Annotated in this window: 19 protein-coding genes and 1 tRNA gene; 10 read left to right on the forward strand and 10 right to left on the reverse strand. The window is 67.2% G+C overall.

Going from position 1 to position 23,510, the window contains the following annotated elements:
• Positions 1-273: 273 nt before the first annotated feature.
• From AB0C30_RS00800 to rpmH, 8 genes are all read right to left on the reverse strand, one after another.
• Positions 274-1,236, reverse strand: coding sequence for a ParB/RepB/Spo0J family partition protein (locus tag AB0C30_RS00800; RefSeq protein ID WP_357938160.1), 963 nt, complete (start codon positions 1,234-1,236; stop codon positions 274-276).
• A gap of 1,379 nt (positions 1,237-2,615) precedes the next feature.
• Entirely contained in the window at positions 2,616-3,551 is a 936-nt protein-coding gene (locus tag AB0C30_RS00805; protein ID WP_357938162.1) for a ParA family protein, read from the reverse strand.
• Positions 3,552-3,688: 137 nt separating this feature from the next.
• Positions 3,689-4,348, reverse strand: coding sequence for a 16S rRNA (guanine(527)-N(7))-methyltransferase RsmG (gene rsmG, locus AB0C30_RS00810; protein WP_357939726.1), 660 nt, complete (start codon positions 4,346-4,348; stop codon positions 3,689-3,691).
• A gap of 373 nt (positions 4,349-4,721) precedes the next feature.
• On the reverse strand, positions 4,722-5,210 hold the full coding sequence (locus tag AB0C30_RS00815) for a R3H domain-containing nucleic acid-binding protein (RefSeq protein ID WP_357939728.1): 489 nt from the start codon (positions 5,208-5,210) through the stop codon (positions 4,722-4,724).
• Between the two features lie 20 nt (positions 5,211-5,230).
• Entirely contained in the window at positions 5,231-6,184 is a 954-nt protein-coding gene (gene yidC / locus AB0C30_RS00820) for a membrane protein insertase YidC (RefSeq protein ID WP_357938164.1), read from the reverse strand.
• Between the two features lie 4 nt (positions 6,185-6,188).
• Positions 6,189-6,446 (reverse strand): membrane protein insertion efficiency factor YidD, encoded by a 258-nt coding sequence (gene yidD / locus AB0C30_RS00825; RefSeq protein ID WP_357655404.1) that lies wholly within the window; start codon positions 6,444-6,446, stop codon positions 6,189-6,191.
• A gap of 17 nt (positions 6,447-6,463) precedes the next feature.
• Positions 6,464-6,829, reverse strand: coding sequence for a ribonuclease P protein component (gene rnpA, locus AB0C30_RS00830; protein ID WP_225300917.1), 366 nt, complete (start codon positions 6,827-6,829; stop codon positions 6,464-6,466).
• A gap of 59 nt (positions 6,830-6,888) precedes the next feature.
• A complete protein-coding gene (rpmH, locus tag AB0C30_RS00835; protein ID WP_093172456.1) occupies positions 6,889-7,026 on the reverse strand; it encodes a 50S ribosomal protein L34 in 138 nt (45 codons plus the stop codon).
• A 574-nt stretch (positions 7,027-7,600) separates the two neighbouring features.
• Between rpmH and dnaA the strand changes: the two genes are divergently transcribed.
• The 9 genes from dnaA to AB0C30_RS00880 all read left to right on the forward strand — a co-directional run bounded on the left by dnaA (position 7,601) and on the right by AB0C30_RS00880 (position 19,437).
• On the forward strand, positions 7,601-9,172 hold the full coding sequence (gene dnaA, locus AB0C30_RS00840) for a chromosomal replication initiator protein DnaA (protein WP_357938166.1): 1,572 nt from the start codon (positions 7,601-7,603) through the stop codon (positions 9,170-9,172).
• A gap of 522 nt (positions 9,173-9,694) precedes the next feature.
• Positions 9,695-10,834, forward strand: coding sequence for a DNA polymerase III subunit beta (gene dnaN / locus AB0C30_RS00845; RefSeq protein ID WP_357939730.1), 1,140 nt, complete (start codon positions 9,695-9,697; stop codon positions 10,832-10,834).
• Between the two features lie 48 nt (positions 10,835-10,882).
• Entirely contained in the window at positions 10,883-11,821 is a 939-nt protein-coding gene (gene gnd, locus AB0C30_RS00850; protein ID WP_357938168.1) for a phosphogluconate dehydrogenase (NAD(+)-dependent, decarboxylating), read from the forward strand.
• Between the two features lie 106 nt (positions 11,822-11,927).
• A complete protein-coding gene (gene recF, locus AB0C30_RS00855; RefSeq protein WP_357938170.1) occupies positions 11,928-13,160 on the forward strand; it encodes a DNA replication/repair protein RecF in 1,233 nt (410 codons plus the stop codon).
• Between the two features lie 88 nt (positions 13,161-13,248).
• Positions 13,249-13,707 (forward strand): DciA family protein, encoded by a 459-nt coding sequence (locus AB0C30_RS00860; protein WP_225300984.1) that lies wholly within the window; start codon positions 13,249-13,251, stop codon positions 13,705-13,707.
• 341 nt (positions 13,708-14,048) lie between these two features.
• Positions 14,049-15,992 carry a DNA topoisomerase (ATP-hydrolyzing) subunit B gene (gene gyrB, locus AB0C30_RS00865; RefSeq protein ID WP_357938172.1) on the forward strand — a complete coding sequence of 648 codons (1,944 nt, stop codon included), beginning with the start codon at positions 14,049-14,051 and terminating at the stop codon, positions 15,990-15,992.
• A gap of 34 nt (positions 15,993-16,026) precedes the next feature.
• On the forward strand, positions 16,027-18,534 hold the full coding sequence (gene gyrA / locus AB0C30_RS00870) for a DNA gyrase subunit A (protein WP_357938174.1): 2,508 nt from the start codon (positions 16,027-16,029) through the stop codon (positions 18,532-18,534).
• Positions 18,535-18,537: 3 nt separating this feature from the next.
• The gene (locus AB0C30_RS00875) at positions 18,538-19,191 is read left to right on the forward strand and encodes a DUF3566 domain-containing protein (RefSeq protein WP_357938176.1); all 654 of its coding nucleotides are present in this window, start codon (positions 18,538-18,540) and stop codon (positions 19,189-19,191) included.
• Positions 19,192-19,363: 172 nt separating this feature from the next.
• Positions 19,364-19,437, forward strand: a tRNA-Ile gene (locus AB0C30_RS00880).
• Between the two features lie 326 nt (positions 19,438-19,763).
• Here the strand turns inward: AB0C30_RS00880 and AB0C30_RS00885 are convergent.
• The gene (locus tag AB0C30_RS00885) at positions 19,764-20,309 is read right to left on the reverse strand and encodes a hypothetical protein (protein ID WP_357938178.1); all 546 of its coding nucleotides are present in this window, start codon (positions 20,307-20,309) and stop codon (positions 19,764-19,766) included.
• A gap of 332 nt (positions 20,310-20,641) precedes the next feature.
• On the reverse strand, positions 20,642-22,012 hold the full coding sequence (locus tag AB0C30_RS00890) for a PLP-dependent aminotransferase family protein (RefSeq protein WP_357938180.1): 1,371 nt from the start codon (positions 22,010-22,012) through the stop codon (positions 20,642-20,644).
• A 90-nt stretch (positions 22,013-22,102) separates the two neighbouring features.
• Here AB0C30_RS00890 and AB0C30_RS00895 point away from each other — a divergent pair, with 90 nt between their 5' ends.
• The gene (locus AB0C30_RS00895) at positions 22,103-23,485 is read left to right on the forward strand and encodes a pyridoxal-dependent decarboxylase (RefSeq protein ID WP_357938181.1); all 1,383 of its coding nucleotides are present in this window, start codon (positions 22,103-22,105) and stop codon (positions 23,483-23,485) included.
• Positions 23,486-23,510 lie beyond the last annotated feature (25 nt).

The following is a 23,510-nucleotide window of genomic DNA, read 5'->3' on the forward strand; positions in this document are numbered from 1 at the left end:
CCTTCGCTCGAGTGTTCGCTGGGGCGTTCGCTCAGGGCGCCCGTCGAGGTCGTCTTTCGAGGCTCGGAGGCTCGCCACTACGAGTGGCGGCGGTTGGTGGGGTCGGAGCTGGTGGCGTTTCACGTGAAACACGAGCTACTCCGGCGGCAGCCTCAGATCGGGTTCAGTGGGCCGACTTCCTTCAGGTGTTCGCCGTCGGTCCCCAGGCGACGCGGCGCCTCACCTGGCCATGGTTTCACGTGAAACGGCAAATGGTTTCACGTGAAACATGGGTCAGTCTTCGGCGTTCCTCATTGCGCGGGCGGCCTCGGGAGCCATAGTGCCGATGATGCGCTCAAGGTCATCGATCGTCGCGAACTCCACCACGATGCGCCCCTTACGACGACCGAGGTCGACTTTGACCTTGGTCTCGAAGTGGTCTGAGAGGCGGTCTGCGAGGTGGACGAGGCCGGGTGCGGAGGGCTTGTTGGGCTGGCGGTCGCGGGTGGCCTTGGGGGCCGCCTTGGAGCTGCCGAGGGAGACGATCTCTTCGACGGCCCTGACGGAAAGAAGTTCGGCGACGATCCGCTTGGCGAGTTGGATCTGCTCTTCCGGGCTGTCGAGGCTTAGGAGGGCGCGGGCATGGCCGGCGCTGACGGTGCCGGCGGCGACGCGGAGCTGGACCTCCGGCGGGAGGTTGAGCAAGCGAAGGGTGTTGGTGATGTGAGGACGGGATCGGCCGACCTTCTGGGCGAGCTCTTCATGTGTCGCCCGGAAGTCGTCGAGCAGTTGCTGGTACGCGGCGGCTTCTTCCAAGGCGTTGAGCTGCTCGCGCTGGAGGTTCTCGATCAGCGCGTCTCTGAGGAGCTCGTCATCCTGGGTGTTGCGGACGATCGCGGGGATCGGGTCGAGCTCAGCCAGTTGGCAAGCGCGCCAGCGGCGCTCCCCCATGATCAGCTCGTACTTGCCGCCGCCCACCGAGCGCACGACGATCGGTTGCAGCAGACCGACCTCGCGAATGGACGCGGACAACTCATGAAGGCGCTCGTCGTCGAAGACATCACGGGGCTGGCGCGGGTTGGGGACGATCGCGCTGAGGGCGATCTCCCTGAAGTACGCTCCGGCAATCGGCTTGGGGCCGGCGGTCTCCCCCGTTGCGCCATTCGCGGGGGCTACTGTCCCCGCGCCGTCAACGATGGGACCGGTCGGGATGAGTGCCCCGAGTCCCTTGCCCAATCCCCGCCGATGCTGACTCACTGCTTCTCCTCATCCACCGGGCCGATTCCGGTCACTCCAGGAGAGGTTACCGTCGTCAACGCAACAGGGTGCCCGCTCGCCACACGCGGTTCCTCCGGATTTACACCGCCACAACCTCACGCGTACACATCCGACCAGGCATGCACTCCGCAGGCCCTGTACCCCATGATTTTGGCCGCCAAGACAGACCGTTCAGAAAGATTCCAATCTTGGGGCGGGAGTTTGGGGGTGTGGGTGTGTAAGGAGGTGGGATGTTGGGGGGAGAGATGTGGGCGGTCGCGATGTGGGGGTGGGATGTGGGTGCAGGTGGTGGGGGTGCGGGAGGCGGAGGCGGGGTGCTGGCGGCGTGGGTGGAGGTGCAGGAGGCGGAGGCGGGGTGCGGGGAGTTTGGCCGAGGTGGTGGGCATCACCGCGTGCCGTGCGTCGCTCGCAGGCCGTCTTCGCCGCGCTACCCTCGCACGTCGTCTTGTCGACGTCCCGCATCACGCATCCCGTGGGAGTGTCCGGACTTGGAGGGCATGGTGAGCGACCCACGGTCCATGAGCTGTGCCGACGAACCCGCCCCGCCTGCACGGCCTCCACGGGGCCGTCGGGGCGCCGCCAGGTCCTACCCTCTGAACGCCCGGTGTTGTGCCCCGTGTGCCCTGTGTATCGGTGAATATCGCTGTGTGCCGACATGTGCTTCCTGTGATGCCTCTAATGGTTGAGGCCCTAGCGATGCCTGTGGCTGGCCAGAGCCCGCGGTGCAGGGGGTGCCTGTGGTGCAGGGGGTGCCTGTGGTGCAGGGGGTGCCTGTGGTGCAGGGGGTGCCTGTGGTGCAGGCGATGTAGGCGCTGCCTGTGGTAGTGCGACCTGCGCCCTGGTGCCTGTGTAGTACGTGGGGCGGGTGTGCTGTGCGTGCGCTTTGATAACGCCTTGCGGACACCGTTGGGCAGCGGCGTGAGCCGCCTGTGGATCCTGTGGATCAACGCGGAAACGAGCATGGGGTCGGGGGACGAACGGGAGCGCTCCCTACGGACGCGGTGAGACGAGCGGGAGCGGTCTCCGTACTGACGCGAGGAGGCGAACGGGAGCGGTCCGCACGGGCAACGGGTGGTGAGGATCGTGCCGCTGCCAGAGACAAGAGGTCACGGCCGTGCTGGTGCGGGAAACGAGCGGTAAGAGATGGTCTGTGTTGATGTGGGAAACGAGCAGCAGAGGATCGTCCCTACGAATACGAAATAGTAGAAACCGGGACCAGCCCACGGGTGAGGGGCCATCGGTGGACAGCCCGTGGAAACGAACCCAGGAGTAGGACGGTCGGCAGAGCGGCCGCCGCATTCAGGTCACACGAGACACCAGCGGCCGCACAAAGATCAGCCCTACGACACGGCAACAGGTCAGACGGCGGCACGGTGGGCGATTTCTCGGGCGGCGTCCATGTAGGCCATGGCGCCACTCGAGCCAGGGTCATACGTCATCACCGACTGCCCATAGCTGGGCGCCTCAGAAAGGCGGACGCTGCGCGGGATGACCGTGCTGAGAACCGTCTCCCCGAAGTGGGCGCGGACCTCGTCGGCGACCTGGGACGCCAGCCGGGTGCGGCCGTCATACATGGTGAGGACGATCGTCGACAGGCTGAGCGTGGGGTTCAGGTGTGCCTTGATGAGGTCGACGTTGCGGAGGAGCTGGCCCAGGCCCTCCAGCGCGTAGTACTCGCACTGGATGGGGATCATGACCTCTTCGGCGGCGACCAGGGCGTTGACGGTCAGGAGGCCGAGCGATGGCGGGCAGTCGATGATGATGTAGTCGAGCTCGATCGCCTCGAACGCCCCCAGCGCGCGCCTGAGGCGGGCTTCCCGGGCGACAAGTGAGACGAGCTCGATCTCGGCGCCGGCGAGGTCGATGGTGGCGGGGGCGCAATAGAGGCCCGGCATGTCCGGCACCTCCTTGACGATGTCGGCCATCGGCAAGTCGTCAACGAGCACTTGATAGACATCCGGGACATCGCCCCGGTGCTCGGTGGCCAGGGCCGTGGACGCGTTGCCCTGAGGGTCGAGGTCGACCACGAGTACGCGCTGGCCGTGCATCGAGAGCGCGGCGGCGATGTTGACCGAAGTCGTGGTCTTTCCGACGCCGCCCTTCTGGTTCGCCACCGCGATCACTCGGCACTTGGGCGGCCTGGGCCAGGCGCCGTCGCCTCCCCCGGGCGCTTCGCCCGCCTTGGCGGCGGCTGTTTGGGTGGCAGATGTTTCACGTGAAACCACTGAGCTGAGCGCCTCTCGTACCAACGGCGAATCACCGGGGTTTAGGGGGGTCTGGGTCACGTTGGCCATCCTTTCAACCAGTGGCAGGCCGGTGCCAGGAATTCGCTGTCGCGACACGCCCATTTCGGGCCAGCCAACCCCGCTGGGACTCTCGGACAGAGGGCTGTCCGGCCAGCCAAGACCGCTTGACGCGATTGGCACGACCGTCACCTCCTTCGTCGCCGCCTACCGGGCTCCGGCGCGCGACCTGCTACCACCCGAACCAATGTTGCAGGCGGCTCGACCTTACCGCGCCCGACACTCACAAGCTCGGCTGTCCTCGCCCCGATGGCCCGCAATTGGGGCTCCGCCTCGGCAAGTTCCTCCGCGGCGCGCTCCCCCTTCATGGCGATCAACTCGCCACCTTCGCGAAGAAGTGGCATGGCCCACTTCAGCAGCCGGTCAAGCGGCGCGACCGCGCGGGCGCTGGCGACGTCGAATTCGCGCTTGCCCGCCAGCTCTTCCGCGCGACCGCGCAACACCTCGACGTTGTCCAGTTTGAGCGCTTCGACGCACTCCTCCAGGAATACGGTACGGCGAAGCAGCGGCTCCAACAGGGTCACTGTGATGTCCTGCCGTACGATCGCCAGCACGAGGCCCGGCAACCCGGCGCCCGAGCCGATGTCGACCAGCCGCACCTCCGGCGGCACGGCCTCGGCGACGACGGCGCAGTTGAGCAGATGACGATCCCAGATCCGTGGGACCTCGCGGGGGCCCAGCAGCCCGCGTACCACCCCAGGACCGGCGAGGAGCTCGGCGAACGCCTGTGCGCGGCCCCAAGCCTCACCGGTGAAGACCTCTCGCGCCACATCAGGCGGAGGCGGCAGCTCACGCGCTTCGTCGGGCGGAGGCGGCAGCTCGTCGGTCACTGGTGGGTGGCCCTTCCTTGGGGGTCATGGGCGATGCTCTGTCTCTACTCAAGGCTAGGTGAGCGATCACTTGGGAAGACTAGCGGGCCGCCCTGAATGAGGGGCGCGCGCCACACTCCCTGCACTCCGCGCCGAGGTGGAGGTCGTGGAAGACCGGACAGTGGCCATAATGCTCCAAATTTCACAAATAATGCCAAAGGGTAAATGAAGCAGCAATGGGCCACGGAGCGGACAAGCTGTACGTACATGAAGAGTGCCCTCACGCGAACCGGCCGCCGTCCCCCGAGTGCGGGACGGCGGCCGGTCGGCGAGCGAGTGTGCGTACGTGCGGTCAGACCGGGAGTACGACCACGTAGCGGTGCGGTTCCTCCCCCTCGGACTCGCTACGGAGCCCGGCGGCCGCCACCGCGTCATGGACGATCTTGCGCTCGAAGGGCGTCATCGCGTGCAGCGCCTTGGGCTCGCCCTTCTCCTTCACCTCGTTGGCGATCTCGGTGCCGAGCTTGGTGAGCTCGGCACGGCGCCGCTCACGGTAGCCGGCGACGTCGAGCATCAGCCGGGACCGCTCCCCCGTCTGCCGGTGCACGGCCAGGCGGGTCAGCTCCTGGAGCGCCTCCAGGACCTCCCCCTCGGGCCCGACAAGGCCGGTGCCCTTGAGGCCCACGACCGAGACCAGCGCGCGGTCACCTTCGACGTCCATGTCGATGTCGCCGTCGATGTCGGCGATATCCAGGAGACCCTCGACGTAGTCTGCCGCGATCTCGCCTTCCTGCTCGAGCGCGTTGAGATCAGGAGTCTTCTCCTGCTCGGCCTCGGTCATGGCCGGCCTCTCCTTCGTGTTCACGACTTCTTGCTGCCGGTGCGCTTGCTGCGGGACTGACGACTGGGCTGCTGCCGAATGATCTTAGGCTCCGGCGGCGCGGAAGGCACTTCCTCTTCCGGAGTGGCGCCCTTGCGGAGTTTCGACAGCAGGCCGGTCTTCGGCTCGACCGGGACCACGTTGCCCTTGGCGTCGAACTGCGGCATCGGGTGGCGGCTGTAGAACCAGTGCTGCTGACCGAGCGTCCACAGGTTCGTGGTGACCCAGTACATGATCAGGCCGAGCGGGAAGTTGAGGCTGAAGAAGGCGAACAGCGGAGAGATGTACATCAGGATCTTCTGCTGCTGCGCCATGGGGTTGTCCGGCATCTGGGCCATGGAGCGGGTGACGCTCTGCCGGACGGTGAGGAACGTGGTCAGCGAGCTGATCGCCACGAAGACGCCGAGCACGATCTTCGTTGTGACGACGGTGGCCCCGAAGCTTTCGACCTGGGCCTGCGACATCCAGAAGTTGGCCGGCAGCGGCGCGCCGAAGATGTGCGCGGATCGGGCGCTGTCGACGAGCTGCTGCGTCATGCCGTAGACCGGGCGGCCGTCGGCCATGGCCCGCAGCACGGTGAACATCGAGATGAAGATGGGGAACTGCGCGACCACGGGCAGGCAGCCACCGAGCGGGTTGGCGCCCGCTCCCTGGTAGACCGCCATGACTTCCTGGTTCATGCGCTGCTTGTCGTTCTTGTAGCGCTTGCGGAGCTCTGCCACCTTGGGGGCGAGTTCCTGCATCTTGCGCGACGAGCGCATCTGCTTCAGGAAGAGCGGGAAGATCAGGACCCGCATGAAAACGGTCAGCGTGATGATGGTCAGGGCCCATGTCAGCCCGCTGTCCGGGTTGAGGAATGTGCTGTATCCCTGATGGATCCAGATGATGACATGGGCTACGGCTTCATAGAGCCAGCTCAGCCAGGACAGCTCCACCGAGCTATCTCCCTTGCGTTTCGTGGGACCGAACCGGGCGTGGGGGCACCGGGTCTATACCTCCGGGATGGAATGGGTGGCACCGCCCGATGCGCCGGACAGTCAGCCATGTGCCGCGCAATGCACCATGTACGGCTATCGCTTCGAGCCCGTAGGCACTGCACGACGGATAGAAACGGCAACGTGGACCGAGCATCGGGCTGATGAAGGCCCGATAGAACCGGATCGGGATGATCAATGCCCGAGCGGGGAGGCTCGGCATCCCTTGCGGCTGCTCCGTCATCTGTGTCCATCCATCGCGGACTCGCGCCGCCTGAACAAACGATCCAACGCGAGGTCGAGCTCGGCGGCAAGGTGCTCGTATCGCGCTGACGCAGCCGGTGGATTGGCGCGTACCACCAGCAGGCTACCTCGCGGGAGCCGGTCGAGACGGTCCCGCATCAGGTGTCGGAGCCGCCGCTTGACCTTGTTACGCACGGCGGCGCCACCCACAGCTCGGCTCACCACGAAACCAACCAGAGGCGTCGAATCCCCAGAAATGCTTAGATGCACTACCAGGGTAGGACGGCCCGCGCGCTTCCCACGCTTGACGGCCGCCTCGAACTCCTCCCCGCGTCGCATGCGGGATTGACGGGAAAGCACCATATACGCCTATCGCCCGCCGGCGGACTTCACCGGCGGGCGGACTATCGGACGCGAGTCGATCAGGCCGACAGCGTTTCGCGGCCCTTACGGCGGCGAGCGGCCAGGATGGCGCGACCGGCCCGGGTGCGCATCCGCAGCCGGAAGCCGTGGGTCTTCGCGCGGCGACGGTTGTTCGGCTGGAAAGTACGCTTGCTCACGGGTGGGCTCCAGGCTTGAAGGTGCGCCGCAGGGGCGCTGATACACACATGGCTGGCTTGCCAAGAGAGCGAGGGCACGCGAAATAGCCGTCGCGTGACAAGCCGACCATGGCACGTTACGGGGCAAGCATGCCCCAGGTCAAACTGGCGGCCCGGCGAACGGGGTTATCCACTAATCCACATGCGGGTTTTCCACATCCTCGGCCACGTCCACAGTATGTGCACTCAGGTACCACTAGGCTGTGGACAACGCTTGAACACAGCTGTGCACAGAGCTACTGTCAGCCCTCCCAGAGCCGCTCAGGCCCTGTGCATAACCTGTGGATGGCCTGTGGATGATGTGGGTGTCCAGCTCGCCCGCCACGCTGTGGACCAAGGCGCCGGCCGCCCCTGCGGGTGGGAGTTCCATGTGGATAACTCGCCCCGGTGGACAGCCAGTGACGGCGCACCGACGACTTGTGACGTACGTGTGCGAAGCGCCAATAGCCAGGCCGCAACGGCACCAATGCCCGCACTGGGCAAGCGGTAAACGATCGATCGCGGGGGGCCGCGAGAGGAAGGAGGGGTAGCGCACATGAACCATGTCGACCTCGGCACGGTATGGGCGAGGGCCCTGAGCAACTTCCTCAACGAGAACGTCCCCATACAGCAGCGCACCTGGCTCTCCATGGTGCGCCCGATCGCCCAAGCAGACGACACGATCGTGCTGGGCGTCCCCAACGACTTCCTGAAGGACCTCATCGAAGGGAAGCTGCGGCCCCTCGTGGCCCACGCGCTCTCCCAGGAGCTCGGCCGGGCGATGCGCCTGGCCGTGATGATCGACACGACGGCCCCCGAGCAGCAGATGCCGGACCTTCATCCACAGCCTGTGGCTCAAAATTATCCCCAGGGCCTGGACCCCCAGCCACGTTATGCACAACCCCCATCGGCCCAGCACTACCAGGCTTCCGAGCCTCCGCAGTTCTATTCTCCACAGCCGGACCCGGCCCAGATATCCACCGAATATCCACAGCCCACGTTCACTTTTGAACAGGGGCAGTCCCCTGTGGAGAAACTGCCGGAGCCGACGCACAACCGCTGGGAAGCGAAGAGCAACAAGCCCAGCGAACCCGCCCGGCTCAACCAGAAGTACACCTTCGAGACATTTGTCATCGGGGCCAGCAACCGATTCGCCCACGCGGCCGCCGTGGCCGTAGCCGAATCCCCCGCAAAGGCGTACAACCCTCTCTTTATTTATGGTGACTCGGGCCTGGGGAAGACCCACCTCCTGCACGCGATCGGGCATTACGCCCAGAGCCTGTACGACGGCGCGCGGGTGAGATACGTGAGCTCGGAAGAGTTCACCAACGACTTCATCAACAGCATCCGCGACCACAAGGCCGACGGCTTCCGCGGCCGCTACCGGGCGATCGACATCCTGCTCGTGGACGACATCCAGTTCCTGGAGGGCAAGGAGCAGACGCAGGAGGAGTTCTTCCACACCTTCAACACCCTCCATAACGCCAACAAGCAGATCGTGATCTCCAGCGACCGAGCGCCGAAGCAGCTGATCACGCTGGAGGACCGGCTGCGCAACCGGTTCGAGTGGGGCCTGATCACCGATGTCCAGCCGCCCGAGCTGGAGACCCGCATCGCGATCCTCAGGAAGAAGGCCATCCAGGAGGGCCTGGCCGCCCCGCCCGAGGTCCTGGAGTACATCGCCAGCCGCATCTCCACCAACATCCGCGAGCTGGAGGGCGCCCTGATCAGGGTCACCGCCTTCGCCAGCCTCAACCGGCAGGGCGTCGACCTCCAGCTGGCCGAGGTGGTGCTGAAGGACCTGATCACCTCCGACGGCGGCCACGAGATCACCATCGCCACGATCATGGCCAAGACCGCCGAATACTTCGGCATCAGCATCGACGACCTCTGCGGCAGCTCGCGCAGCAGGGCTCTGGTCAACGCCAGGCAGATCGCGATGTATCTGGTACGCGAGCTGACCGACCTGTCGCTGCCGAAGATCGGGCAGCAGTTCGGCGGCCGCGATCACACGACCGTCATGCACGCCGAGCGCAAGATCCGCTCGCTCATCGCGGAGCGCAGGTCGATGTACAACCAGGTCAACGAGCTAACAATGCGTATCAAACAGACGTCGCGCGGATCCTGACCGTCATGCACAGCCTGTGGATAACACTGTGGATCAGGGGAAACGTCAGATCGCGGCGGCCGTACGCCCCATCTTCGCCTGAAAAATCCTGCGCGATGCCTGGGGATAAAGTTGGGGACATCCTGAGGACAACCTGGGGACATCCGGTGGATGACTTGTGGACGGCCTGTGCACAGTCGAAAAAGGGTCTCTCACGAGGCCGTTTAGCCCGTGGATAACCTGTGGAAAGCCGGTGGATGACCAGTGGATGAACGCACCATGATCTGGGGACGAGCTGTGGGCAACGAACTTTCATCCCCAGGCGGCGAAGTTTCCCCCAGGCGTAATCCACCGAGCATGTGGGCGACGCCACGCAAGCTGACCAGGGGAAACGCCCGTTGTCCACACTATCCACAGCCCCTAGTGTGAAGACCACCTATCTCTCTTACTAAGAAACTCAAGACCCATAGAGGGGTTCTCCCGGAACTCGAGTGCGGGAGAGGCAACACTTGAATCAACGACGAACTCAGGAGGCTGATGACCGTGATGTTCCGAATCGAGCGAGACGTCCTCGCTGAGGCGGTGGCATGGACGGCACGCAGCCTGCCCGCGCGACCGTCGGTCCCCGTTCTCGCCGGAATGCGGATGGAGGTCACCGAGGACCAGCAGCTGAAGCTGTCGGGCTTCGACTACGAGGTCTCCGCCGAGGTGACGCTCGAACTCCACACCGGTGAGGCCGGCGTCGTCCTGGTCTCCGGCAAGCTGCTCGCCGAGATCACCCGCGCGCTTCCCGCACAGCCTGTGGACTTCGTCGTGGAGGGAGCCAAGGCGGTCGTCACTTGTGGCAGCGCCCGGTTCACCCTGCTGACCATGCCTGTGGAGGACTACCCGTCGCTGCCGGCCATGCCGCCGGCCGCCGGCCGGGTGGGCAGCGACGTCTTCGCCGCCGCCGTCGGCCAGGTCGCCGTCGCCGCGGGCAGGGACGACACGCTGCCCATGCTCACCGGCGTACGGATGGAGATCGAGGGCGACACCGTGACCCTCGCCGCGACCGACCGCTACCGCTTGGCCGTACGCGAGCTGAAATGGCAGCCCGACCAGCCCGACTTCGCGGCGATCGCGATGATCCCCGGCAAGACGCTCGCCGACTCGGCCAAGGCGCTGGGCGCGACGGGCGCCGAGGTGGAGATCGCGCTCAGCTCGGCGGGCGGCACCGGCGAGGGCATGATCGGTTTCTCCAGCGCCGGGCGGCGGACCACGACGCGGCTGCTCGACCCCGAGTTCCCCAAATACCGCTCGCTGCTGCCGACGGAGTTCTCGGCGCGCGCCGACCTGTCCACAAGCTCGTTCGTCGAGGCGGTCAAGCGCGTGGCCCTGGTCGCCGAGCGCAACACTCCGGTACGCCTGGCGTTCAAGAGCGGCGAGGTCGTGCTGGAGGCCGGCAGCGGCGACGAGGCCCAGGCCGTCGAGGTGCTGCCGGTGGACTACGAGGGCGAGGAGATGAACATCGCCTTCAACCACCAGTTCCTGCTGGAAGGGCTGGGCGCGATCGACTCGGACGTCGCCCGGCTACAGATGACCACGTCCACCAAGCCCGCCATCCTCACCGGTGGAAAGCCTGTGGATGACGGCGGAGTCCCCGACTACCGTTACCTGATCATGCCGATCCGCTTGTCGAGCTGAAAATCCCATCGGGGATTATGGAGGCCTGACTAGGGGAGTTGGTACATCATGCAGATCGGCATGGTCGGACTTGGCAGGATGGGCGGCAACATGGCCGAAAGGCTGCGCCGCGGAGGTCACGAGGTCGTGGGCTATGACCACAACCGGGAGGCCAGCGACGTCGGCAGCTTGAAGGAGCTGGTCGACAGGCTGGAGGCGCCGCGCGCGGTCTGGGTGATGGTCCCGGCCGGCAAACCCACCCAGCAGACGGTCGACGAGCTCGGCAAACTCCTCTCCGAGGGCGACATCGTCATCGACGGCGGTAATTCACACTATGTGGATGACCAGAAGCACGCCGCCGAGCTCGCCGAGCGCGGCATCCGCTTCGTCGACTGCGGCGTGAGCGGCGGCGTCTGGGGGCTGCAGAACGGCTACGCGCTGATGTGCGGCGGCGACGAGGCCGTGGTCCAGCACATGATGCCGATCTTCGAGACGCTCAAGCCCGAAGGCGAGGACGGCTTCGTCCACGCGGGCGAGGTCGGCGCGGGACACTTCGCCAAGATGGTCCACAACGGCATCGAGTACGGCATGATGCAGTCCTTCGCCGAGGGCTGGGAGCTCCTGGAAGCCTCCGACATCGTCAAGGACGTCAAGGGCTGCTTCAGCAGCTGGCGTACCGGCACCGTCATCCGCTCCTGGCTGCTCGACCTGCTGGTGCGGTCACTCGACAGCGACGAGCACCTCGAGGAGCTGCGCGGTTACGCACAGGACTCCGGCGAGGGCCGGTGGACCGTTCAGGCGGCGGTGGACCACGCCGTGCCGCTGCCGGTGATCACCGCCGCGCTGTACGCCAGGTTCGCCTCGCGTCAGGAGGACCCGCCCGCGATGAAGGTGGTGGCCGCGCTGCGCAACCAGTTCGGCGGCCACCCGATCGCCTCGGCGGAGGGCTCGACGGGCATGGGCGCCGACTCCCCCGGCGCCGACGTGACCCCGCCGAAGGTGCGCTGAGCCTCCTGAACGTGCGCTGACCCGATACCGGTTCATCCGAGATCGGTTATCCACAGGCGCACGCCGGTGACCCCAGTGAGCTGCGTGGCCCACTAACCTTCTTGGGGTGCACGTCGCCCACCTGTCGCTGACCGACTTCCGGTCCTACGCCTCCGTGGAGCTCGGCCTGGAGCCGGGCGTCACGGCGTTCGTGGGGCCCAACGGCCAGGGCAAGACCAACCTGGTCGAAGCCCTCGGCTACGTCGCGACGCACTCCAGCCACCGGGTGGCGAGCGACGCGCCTCTCGTACGACGGGGCGCGAGCCGGGCCATCGTGCGCTGCGCCATCCACAGGGACGACCGGCGGGCGCTGGTCGAGCTGGAGATCAACCCGGGGCGCGCCAACCGCGCCCGGCTCAACCGCTCCCCCGTGTCCAGGCCCCGCGACGTCATCGGACTGCTGCGCACGGTGCTGTTCGCCCCCGAGGACCTGTCGATGGTCAAGGGCGATCCCTCTGAGCGGCGGCGCTTCCTCGACGAGCTGCTGGTGAGCCGCACTCCGCGGTTCGCCGGCGTACGCGCCGACTACGACCGCGTGCTGAAGCAGCGAGGAGCGCTCCTGCGTGCCGCCTCCCAGGCCCGCAGAGGGGCCAGGAGCGCCCGAAGGGCCGAGAGTGACACAGGATTCTCGGCGGCGGGCGCCGGAGACGTCCTGAGCACTCTGGAGGTCTGGGACGCGCATCTGGCGAGACACGGCGCGGAGCTCCTCCAAGCACGGCTCGATCTCATCGACGCGCTGCGCCCGCTGGTCGCCGGAGCCTATGCCGCGCTGGCCCCCACGAGTGCCCCCGCGACACTGGCCTATCGCAGCACTTTGTCCACAGGCAGCGACGCGGCTGAGGACGAAGTCCCCGGTGAGACGGGATCTTCCGATACACAGACGTTATCCACAGACTTGGGGAAAACCCTTGAAGAACGACTCCGCGAGCGGCTATTGGAAGTCCGCGCGGCCGAGCTGGAGCGGGGTGTCACGCTCGTCGGCCCGCACCGCGACGACCTGATCCTGGGCCTCGGCGAGCTGCCCGCGCGCGGCTACGCCAGCCATGGCGAGTCGTGGTCGTTCGCCTTGGCGCTGCGCCTGGCCGCCTACGACCTGCTCCGGGCCGAGGGCGGCGACCCGGTGCTGATCCTGGACGACGTCTTCGCCGAGCTCGACAGCCAGCGCAGGCGCCGCCTGTCCGAGATCGTCGCCCCCGCCGAGCAGGTGCTCATCACCGCGGCGGTGGCCGACGACGTGCCCGGGGAGTTGATCGGGGCCAGGTTCGACGTCGCAGAAGGGAGTGTGACGCGTGTCCGCTGAGAGCAACCCGCGCGGATCCGCCAACGGGTCTGCTGACGGCACCTCCCGGGTGCCTACCGATGACAACCCCACGGCCAGGGGCGCGGCGATGGCCAGGGAGAAGCTGGCCCAGGCCAAGGCCGACGCGGCCAAGCGCGGCCAGCTCCCCCGCCGCGAGCCCAGGCGCAGGGCGGGGGCGCGCAGGGACGCCGGCGATCCACAGCTTTTCGGACGCGCGATCTCCGACCTGCTGGCCGACCGCGGCTGGGAGCGGTCGGCGGCCGTCGGCGGGGTGTTCGGCCGCTGGTCCGACATCGTCGGTCCCGAGCTCGCCGCGCACACCAAGCCCGATTCGTTCGACGACGGCGAGGTGCTCATCCTGGCCGACTCCACCGCCTGGGCGACCCAGGTACGCCTGCTCGCGCGCACTCTCGTACGCCGGCTCAACGAGGAGCTCGGACACGGCACGGTGACGAAGGTGAAGGTCAGAGGCCCGCAGAACGCACCGCGCGCGGCCGGGGGCCTGAGGGTGACCGGCAGCAAGGGCCCGGGAGACACCTACGGCTGAGCCGGATCGGCGACAAACCCATGGGCCGGACCCGCGAGAAAACCCATCAGAGAGCCGCAGACGCGATGACCCCCATTCCTGTGGGGGGATGCTCGAAGAGGGGGAAAACAAGCGACAGGCCGTTACAGGCGCGTTCAATGCCACCTTGGGCCCTCAGAGCCGGTAGAATGAAACTGGATTCCGGACACGTCCGTTTGCGTGTCACCCCCGGCACGTATGCGGCGCCGATTCCCCCGGGTGATCAACGCAACGGGGCACTCACGACGGTGACGGGCACGGCAGGGGCAGCTTGACAACGGTCGCCTCCCCAGCCGCGTGTCCGCGGCAGGAGGATTTGGCACTTGTCCTACGACGCTAGCTCAATCACCGTACTCGAAGGGCTTGAGGCGGTTCGCAAGCGCCCGGGTATGTATATCGGCTCGACCGGTGAGCGCGGTCTGCATCACCTGGTCTACGAAATCGTCGACAACTCGGTGGACGAGGCCCTCGCCGGCCACGCCGACCGCATCGACGTCACCCTGCTCGCCGACAACGGTGTGCGGGTCATCGACAACGGCCGCGGCATCCCGACCGGCATCCACCCGGTCGAGAAGCGTTCCGCCGTCGAGGTCGTGCTGACCACGCTGCACGCGGGCGGCAAGTTCGACGGCAAGTCGTACGCCGTGTCCGGAGGTCTGCACGGCGTCGGCTCGGCCGTCGTCAACGCGCTGTCCACCGCCATGGAGGTGGAGGTCAAGCAGAACGGCCACATCTGGCGGCAGCGCTACGAGCACTCCAAGCCGACCGCGCCACTGGCGACGGACGGGGAGACCACCGAGACCGGCACCACGATCACGTTCTGGGCCGACGAGGCGATCTTCGAGACCACCACCTGGAACTTCGAGACGCTCTCGCGGCGCTTCCAGGAGATGGCCTTCCTCAACAAGGGCCTGACGATCGTGCTGCGCGACGAGCGGCCCGACCACGTCAACGGCGAGGTCGTCGAGGTCACCTACTGCTACCAGGGCGGTCTGTCCGACTTCGTGACGCACCTCAACTCCAAGAAGGAGCCCGCGCACGCGTCGGTCATCGACTTCGAGGAGCACGGCGACGGCGTCTCCGTAGAGATCGCCATGCAGTGGAACAACTCCTACAGCGAGTCCGTCTACACCTTCGCCAACACCATCAACACGGCTGAGGGCGGCACCCACGAGGAGGGCTTCCGCGCGGCGCTGACGTCGATCGTCAACCGCTACGCGCGCGAGCAGAAGTTCCTCAAGGAGGGCAAGGACGACAACCTCTCCGGCGAGGACGTCCGCGAGGGCCTGACCGCGATCGTCTCGATCAAGCTGGCCGACCCGCAGTTCGAGGGGCAGACCAAGACGAAGCTCGGCAACACCGAGGCCAAGTCGTTCGTTCAGAAGGCCTGCAACGACCACCTGCGCGCCTGGTTCGAGCGCAACCCCGGCGAGGCCAAGGACATCATCAACAAGTCGCTGCAGGCCGCCAGGGCCCGCCTCGCGGCTCGCCAGGCCCGCGACCTGACGCGGCGCAAGTCGCTGCTGGAGTCGGGCAGCGGCCTGCCGGGCAAGCTGGCCGACTGCCAGTGGAACGACCCCGACAAGTGCGAGCTGTTCATCGTCGAGGGCAACTCGGCCGGCGGCTCGGCCAAGGGCGGCCGCGACTCGCGTTTCCAGGCGATCCTGCCCATTCGCGGCAAGATCCTCAACGTCGAGAAGGCCCGGGTCGACAAGGTCCTGCAGAACACCGAGGTCCAGTCGCTGATCACGGCCATGGGCACCGGCGTGCACGACGAGTTCGACATCAGCAAGCTGCGCTACAACAAGCTGATCCTGATGGCCGACGCCGACGTCGACGGCCAGCACATCACCACACTGCTGCTGACGCTGCTGTTCAGGTTCATGCGCCCGCTGATCGAGGGCGGCCACGTCTACCTGTCGCAGCCGCCCCTCTACAAGATCAAGTGGGACCGCAAGGGCGACGACGCCTCCTACGCCTACTCCGACCGCGAACGCGACGCGATCATCGAGGACGGCATCGGCCGCGGCAAGCGTGACCCCCGCTCCCACGACGGGGTCCAGCGGTTCAAGGGTCTCGGCGAGATGAACGCCAACCAGCTGTGGGAAACCACCATGAACCCTGACAGCCGCATCCTGCTACAGGCCACGCTCGACGACGCCGCCCAGGCGGACGAGATGTTCAGCGTGCTCATGGGTGAGGACGTCGAGGCGCGCAGGGCCTTCATCATCCGCAATGCGCGAGATGTCCGTTTCCTAGACGTGTAGCGCTCAGCCGTACAGTAGAAAAGGATCTTCACACGTGACGGAAGTGAACACTCCGCCTCCACCGTCTTCGGACCGCATCGAACCGGTCGACATCCAGACCGAGATGCAGCGCAGCTACATGGACTACGCGATGTCGGTCATCGTCTCGCGTGCCCTGCCGGACGTGCGTGACGGTCTCAAGCCGGTGCACCGCCGCGTGCTCTACGCGATGTACGACGGCGGCTACCGCCCCGACCGCGGCTACTTCAAGTGCTCGCGCGTCGTCGGTGACGTCATGGGTTCCTACCACCCCCATGGCGACACCTCGATCTACGACGCCCTCGTACGCCTGGCGCAGCCCTGGTCGCTGCGCCACCCGCTGGTCGACGGGCAGGGCAACTTCGGCTCTCCGGGCAACGACGCGCCCGCGGCGATGCGCTACACCGAGTGCAAGCTCGCGCCCATCGCCATGGAGATGCTGCGCGACATCGACAAGGAGACCGTCGACTTCCAGCCCAACTACGACGGCCGCTCCCAGGAGCCCGTCGTACTCCCGGCGCGCTTCCCCAACCTGCTGGTCAACGGTTCGGGCGGCATCGCGGTCGGCATGGCGACCAACATCCCGCCGCACAACCTGCGCGAGGTGGCCGAGGCCGTCAAGTGGTCGCTGGACAACCCCGAGGCCTCCGAAGAGGAGCTGCTCGAGGCGGCCATCGCGCGGGTCAAGGGCCCCGACTTCCCGACCAAGGGCCTGATCGTCGGCCGCCGGGGCATCGAGGACGCCTACCGCACCGGCCGCGGCTCGATCACCATGCGCGCCGTCGTCGAGGTCGAGGAGGACAACAAGGGCCGTCACGCCCTCGTCGTCACCGAACTCCCCTACCAGGTCAACCCCGACAACCTCTCCTACAAGATCGCTGAGCTGGTCAAGCAGGGCAAGGTCACCGGCATCGCCGACGTCCGCGAGGAGTCGTCGTCGCGGGTCGGCCAGCGGCTGGTCATCGTGCTCAAGCGCGACGCCGTCGCCAAGGTCGTGCTCAACAACCTGTACAAGCACACCCAGCTCCAGGACACCTTCGGCGCCAACATGCTGGCCCTGGTCGACGGGGTGCCGCGTACGCTGCGGCTCGACCAGTTCATCACCTACTACGTGGCGCACCAGATCGAGGTCATCGTCCGGCGGACGCGCTACCTGCTGCGCAAGGCCGAGGAGCGGGCCCACATCCTGCGGGCGCTGCTCAAGGCGCTCGACCGGATGGACGAGGTCATCGCGCTGATCAGGCGCTCGCCGTCGGCCGCGGAGGCCCAGGGCGGCCTGATGACGCTGCTGGAGATCGACGAGATCCAGGCCCAGGCCATCCTCGATATGCAGCTGCGCAAGCTCGCCGCCCTGGAGCGCCAGGCGATCCAGGACGAGTTCGAGGCGCTGATGACGGCGATCGCCGACTACCAGGACATCCTGAGCTCGGAGCCCCGGCAGCGGCAGATCGTCGGTGACGAGATGGCCGAGATCGTCGCCCGCTTCGGCAACGACCGGCAGACCGAGATCGTCGCGTACGACGGCGACATGTCGATCGAAGACCTCATCGCCGAGGAAGAGATCGTCGTCACTATCACCCGCGGCGGCTACGCCAAGCGCACCCGTACCGACCTTTACCGGGCGCAGAAGCGTGGCGGCAAGGGCGTCAGGGGCGCGCAGCTGCGCCAGGACGACATCGTCGACCACTTCTTCGTCACGACGACCCATCATTGGTTGCTGTTCTTCACGAACAAAGGCCGCGTTTACCGCGTCAAAGCGTACGAACTGCCCGACGCCGCGCGCGACGCGCGGGGCATGCACCTGGCGAACCTGCTGGCCATGCAGCCCGACGAGACGGTAATGGAGGTCCTCGACCTGCGTGACTACGACGTCGCCCCTTACCTCGTGCTGGCCACCCGCAGCGGCCTGGTGAAGAAGACCCGCCTGTCGGAGTACGACTCCCCCAGGTCCGGTGGTCTGATCGCGATCAACCTGCGGGATGACGACGAGGTCATCGGGGCTCGCCTGGTCTCCGAGGAGGACGACCTGCTGCTCGTCTCCAAGGGCGCGCAGTCCGTCCGCTTCACCGCCTCCGACGAGGCGCTGCGCCCGATGGGACGGGCGACCAGCGGCGTCATCGGCATGAGATTCCTTGATGGTGACGAACTTCTCGCCATGAATAGAATTGCCGATGGTCAACATGTGCTTATCGCCACCAAGGCTGGGTACGCAAAGCGGACACCCGTCGAGCAGTATCCAGTTCAAGGACGTGGCGGCAGGGGTGTGCTGACTGCGAAAATCGTCAGTTCCCGTGGCAAGCTGGTCGGAGCAGTCATGGTCAACCCAGAGGATGAGGTCTTCGCGATCACATCCGCCGGCGGGGTGATCCGGACGAGTGCCGGCGAGATCAAGCAGTCCGGCCGCCAGACCATGGGAGTGCGTTTGATGAATCTCGCCGAAGGCGACAGCGTGGTGGCCCTCGCCCGGAACGCCGAGTCCATGGAGACTTCGGTGGAGAGTGAGGAAGACGGGGGAGGAGAGTAGGTCATGAGCGCCCAGGGTGGCTCCGCCAGGACTAAGGCGGCCCGGGACAACGGCCAGCAGCCGAAGAAGTCCAATGAAACCGAGATCTTCGACGGAGCGGTCGACGAGGAGAAGGCGACACCTCCGCAAGGAGTGGTGCCGCCGGTCACGGGTCAGCCAGGGGAGGAGCAGTCGGAGGGCAACGAGACGGTCCGCCTCCGTCCTTCGCTGACTTCCGAGGCGCCTCCGCTTGTCGAGATGCCCAAGAAGAAGCCCTCCAGCTCCGCGGGGGCCCGTCTCCCCCGCAAGGCCCACCTGGTCCTGCGTCGCGTCGAGCCGTGGTCGGCCATGAAGTTCAGCTTCGTGGTCTCCCTCGTCTGCTTCGTGGTGCTGTTCGTGGCAGTGGCCGTCCTGTACGGCGTACTGTCCGCCTTGGGCGTGTTCGACTCGCTCGTGGACCTGGTCAACCAGCTCGGCAAGGGTGAGCAGGGGCAAAACTCGATCCCGATCGACATCGCCTCTTGGTTCGAGCCGGTCCGCATCCTCGGCTACACCGCCCTCATCGGCGCGGTGAACGTGGTGCTGATCACGGCACTGTCCACGCTGGGGGCGGTCATCTACAACGTCGCCTCCGACCTGGTGGGCGGCGTCGAGGTGACCTTCAGCGAGGCGGAGTAGTTTCCATACGTGGTTCGTGGTTCTGTGGCTCGTTGTTTTGCGGCTTTTGGCTCGCGTCGCCGTCGATCTTTCGGGGGCGGCGCGAGCAACTACGGAGAGGCGGTAAGCTTTTCCTCGTCCGAACAACCGGTTCGCCTTCCCTGGTGGGGATGCGATACGGTTTGGCGTACGCGGGGCTATAGCTCAGACGGTTAGAGCGCTTCCCTGATAAGGAAGAGGTCCCAGGTTCAAGTCCTGGTAGCCCCACCCAGCGTAAGGCCCCATTCCGATCAAGGAATGGGGCCTTTGACGGTAATGGCGATGGCAGCGTCAGTCGAACTGCTTCCCGGCCGCCGTGCGTGTAGATCTCCATCGTGACGGAGACGTGTGCGTGCCTATGGCGCTAGCCCTGCGGCCGGATCGGCCGACCAGTCCGCACCGCTTCAGACAGTCGACCAGGCGCCATCGGGCCGCATACTGCGCCGTTCGCCGCGTCGGCGCCGCTCGTCCGGTCGGCGCACATCAAGACCGGCGACGACGTGACGTTCCCCGACACGGCCGGGCGAGACGTCCCACCCGGCGGCGCCGGAGGGCTACCCGTTGGCCGGGGGATCCGTCGTGGGAGTGTCCGTCGGCTGCTGGGCCGTTCCCTCGCCGCGAAGGGTGACGAGGGTGGGCTGGGCGCCGACGTTGTGGTGGATGACCAGTGTGGCCTGAGCCGTGCCACCCTCGGCCGGCGAAGTGAAGCTCACACCGAACGAGCAGGACACGCCGGGAGCCAGATTCTTGCGCGCGCAGGCGCCGTCCTGGCTGAAGTACGCCTTGCCGTTGCCTCTGATCTCCATGTAGGTGACCTTCAGCGTGGCGTCGCCCACGCTTTCGATGCGCACCTCGCTGTCGCAGCCGCCCTCGGTGGTGCAGGTGATCTCGCCGGGGGTGATCTCCACGTCCGCCTTGCCGTCGGGCACCTTGATGATCTGCCTGCCCTGCCCGCCTCCGGACTGCTGCTTGGTGGTCGTCTTGTCGGGGCCGCACATGAAGTCGGGACAGATCGGCGCGTGCGTGGTGATGAGCGCCGCGACGATGACCGCCCCCGCCCCGATGAGAGCGACCGCGACACCCGCTCCCTTACCTGACACGAACTCCTCCGATATCCCGGGATGAGGGGTGAAAAGCGTAAATGCTCGGTGGGTGAGCCGAACCGTGGTCAGTACCGGATTCCTTCACGAAAGGGGAGAAGCCGGTGTCCGCGCGCGGCCGTCCCCGCGACGGCCGTCCTGCCATGCGAAATCGCGAAGTCTCCTTCCCCGGAGCCCAACCATCGAGAACCCCGGCCCGAGTCCGCACACGTCAACGATAAACACGATCCGGTTGCAATTCACATGAATACTTCTGCCACCGTCCCAGCCGATGCCAGACCCCCTTCCCGCGTGTGGCGGGCGGTGGTGCGCTCGCGAATGATCGTTCGTCCTTAGGACGGCCTCCAGCAGGCGTCGTCGAGGACTGCGGCGACGCGATCCAGGACGGGGTGCGGCGGGGTGAACGGGACGCGCAGGTAGTGCGTCAGGGTGGCGTCGGCCGCGAAGCGTGGGCCCGCGACGAGCGCGATTCCGTGCTCGTCCGCGTGGCGCACGACAGTGTCGGCGGGTGTCGCGCTCAACCGCAGCCACAGGGCCAGCCCGCCGGGCGGGCGGGTGAAGCGCCAGCGATTGTCGCCGTCGAGCAGGCCACAGAGGTGGTCGCGCTGTGCGCGCAACTCGTCCCGGCGCAGTTCGAGCACCGATTGGGGGTCGCTCAGGAGTTCGGCGGCGACGAGTTGTTGCATGGGCGACGCGGACAGGGGCCCGGCCAGGGGGTGTTCCTGTAGGTCACGAACGAGCGAGGCTCGGGCGCGGATCCAGCCGACGCGCAACCCGCCCCACACCGACTTGCTGGCCGATCCGATGAGCAGCGCGCCGGCGATCCGCGGCAGGCCGACCGGTTTCTCGCGCAGGTCGAGGTCGCGCAGTGTCTCGTCGGCGATCACGGTCACCTGATGGCGGGCGGCCAGTTCGGCGACGGCGCGGCGGACGTGTGGGGACATCAGCGCCCCGGTCGGGTTGTGGAAGTCGGGCACCAGGTAGGCGAGGTGGCCGCGCGCGGCGGCGAAAGAGGACTCCAGCTGGTCGAGGTCCCATCCGTCGCCGGTGACCCGGAAGCCGACCAGCCTCGTACCGGCGGCGCGCAGCACGTGGAGCGCGTCGAAGTACGTGGGGATCTCCACCGCCGCGAGGCGGGGCCGGAAATGGGCCGCCAGCAGGGTCAGCGCGGCTCGCGTCCCGTTGGTGACCAGGATCTGCTCGGGCCGGGTGGCCGTCCCCTCGCGGCTGTAGCGCGCGGCGATCATCGCGCGCAGTTCGGGCAACCCCGGTCCCGGCTCCCCGTGTTCGGCCAGAACGGGCCCGGCCCGATCGGCCGCCCGCCGCATGGCCTCCAGGTACGGCTGCTGCGGCGCGGCCGGGACGGCTCGGCGAAGGTCGATCATCGACCCGGCATCCCCGGACGCCGAGAGCGGGGCGACACGCTTGGCCACCGCTGGGGGCAGCCGCACGAGGCTGCCGCTCCCATGCCGCGTATGGACCCATCCGGTCTCGCGCAGCCCCGCCAGGGCGGCCGTTACCGTGCCGCGGCTGACCCCCAGCGCCGCGGCCAGGCGGCGCTCGGCTGGCAGCTCGCTTCCGGCGCGGATGCGGCCGTCCAGCAACGCTTCCCGCACGGCACGGGCCAGCGCCGTGCTGAGTGGCTCCCCCGTGTCGCGCCAAGACCGCAGAGCCCTGGCCAGCTGCTGCTCTCCGATCCTCACTGGTCCAGTTTTCCAGAATTGGACTAGGCGGCTGGGTAGGTGCCCCGCATACCGTCGTAAATCGTTCCAGACGAAGGGAGAACCACCACCATGCACCCCATACTCGCCGCCGACCGCGACCAGCTGCCCGAGCTGTTGCGGGCGGTTTCGGAGCACAGCGCCGACCTCCTGGGACGCCTGGCGGAACGGGAGGTCGTCCCCACGGCCCCGATCCCCGAGCCGGCTGCGATGCCCGTGCGCGGCGAGGGGTTGAGAGCGGCGCTTGAGGAGTTCACCGCGCGCTGGGAGCCGACGCTGTCGGCCAGCGCCGGCCCGCGCTACTGGGGTTTCGTCACCGGAGGTGTCACACCGGCCGCGTTGGCCGGTGACTGGTTGACCGCGACCTGGGACCAGAACTCCTTCACCTCACTCGACGCGGCGGGGCAGCACCTGGAACGCGAGACGATCGTCTGGCTGCGCACCCTGTTCGGGCTCTCCGGCGACCACCACGGAACGTTCGTCAGCGGCGCGACCATGTCCAACACCGTCGGGCTCGCCATCGCCCGCGAGTGGATCGGCGAACGGACCGGCGTCTCGCCGGCCGAGCACGGGGTGGGCGCACTCGGGCCGGTGACGGTGCTGTCGGGCACCGCGCATTCCAGCGTGCCCAAGGGTCTGTCAATGCTCGGGCTCGGGCGCCGGGCCCTGGTGACCGTACCCACCATTCCGGGGCGGGAGTGCGTCGACCCGGTGGCGCTGGAGCTCGCGCTGCGCCAGGTGGACGGCCCGTGCGTCGTGGTGGCCAACGCCGGGACCGTCAACACCGCCGACTTCGACGACCTGCGCGCCATCGCGGCGCTGCGCGAGCGTCACGACTTCTGGTTGCACGTGGACGCCGCTTTCGGCGCCTTCGCCGCCCTCTCCCCGGCCCACGCCCACCTGTGCGATGGCCTTGACCTGGCCGACTCCATCTGCGTCGACCTGCATAAATGGCTGAACGTGCCGTACGACAGCGCCCTTCAGTTCACACGCCGCCCGGACCTGCAGACGGCCGTGTTCCAGAACGCCGCCGCCTACCTCGGCCCGCTCGGTGACACGCCCGACAGCGGCCACCTCACCCCGGAGAACTCCCGGCGCCTGCGGGCGCTGGCCGCCTGGTTCACCCTGCGCTCCTACGGACGGGACGGCCACCGCGAGATCACCGAACGGTGCGTCGCCTGCGCCCGGCTACTGGGCGAGGCCATCGAGAGCATCCCCGGTCTGCGGCTGCTGGCGCCTGTCCGGCTCAACGTCGTCTGCTTCACCCTGGCCGCCGACCCCACCGCCGAGCGACTGGCCGCGCTCGGCGAACGACTCGCCGGCGAGGCGTTTTTCACGCCCACCGTCCTGGACGGCGTGCCCGCGCTGCGCGCCGCCTTCACCAACTGGCTGACAACGGAATCCGACGTTCACCACCTGGCCGAATGCCTGCGCGCCGCCGTACGCCACATCTGAGAGGGAACCGGGCTCCAGTAGACGG

This window comes from Nonomuraea sp. NPDC048901 (assembly GCF_040649695.1).
Taxonomy (GTDB): Bacteria; Actinomycetota; Actinomycetes; order Streptosporangiales; family Streptosporangiaceae; genus Nonomuraea.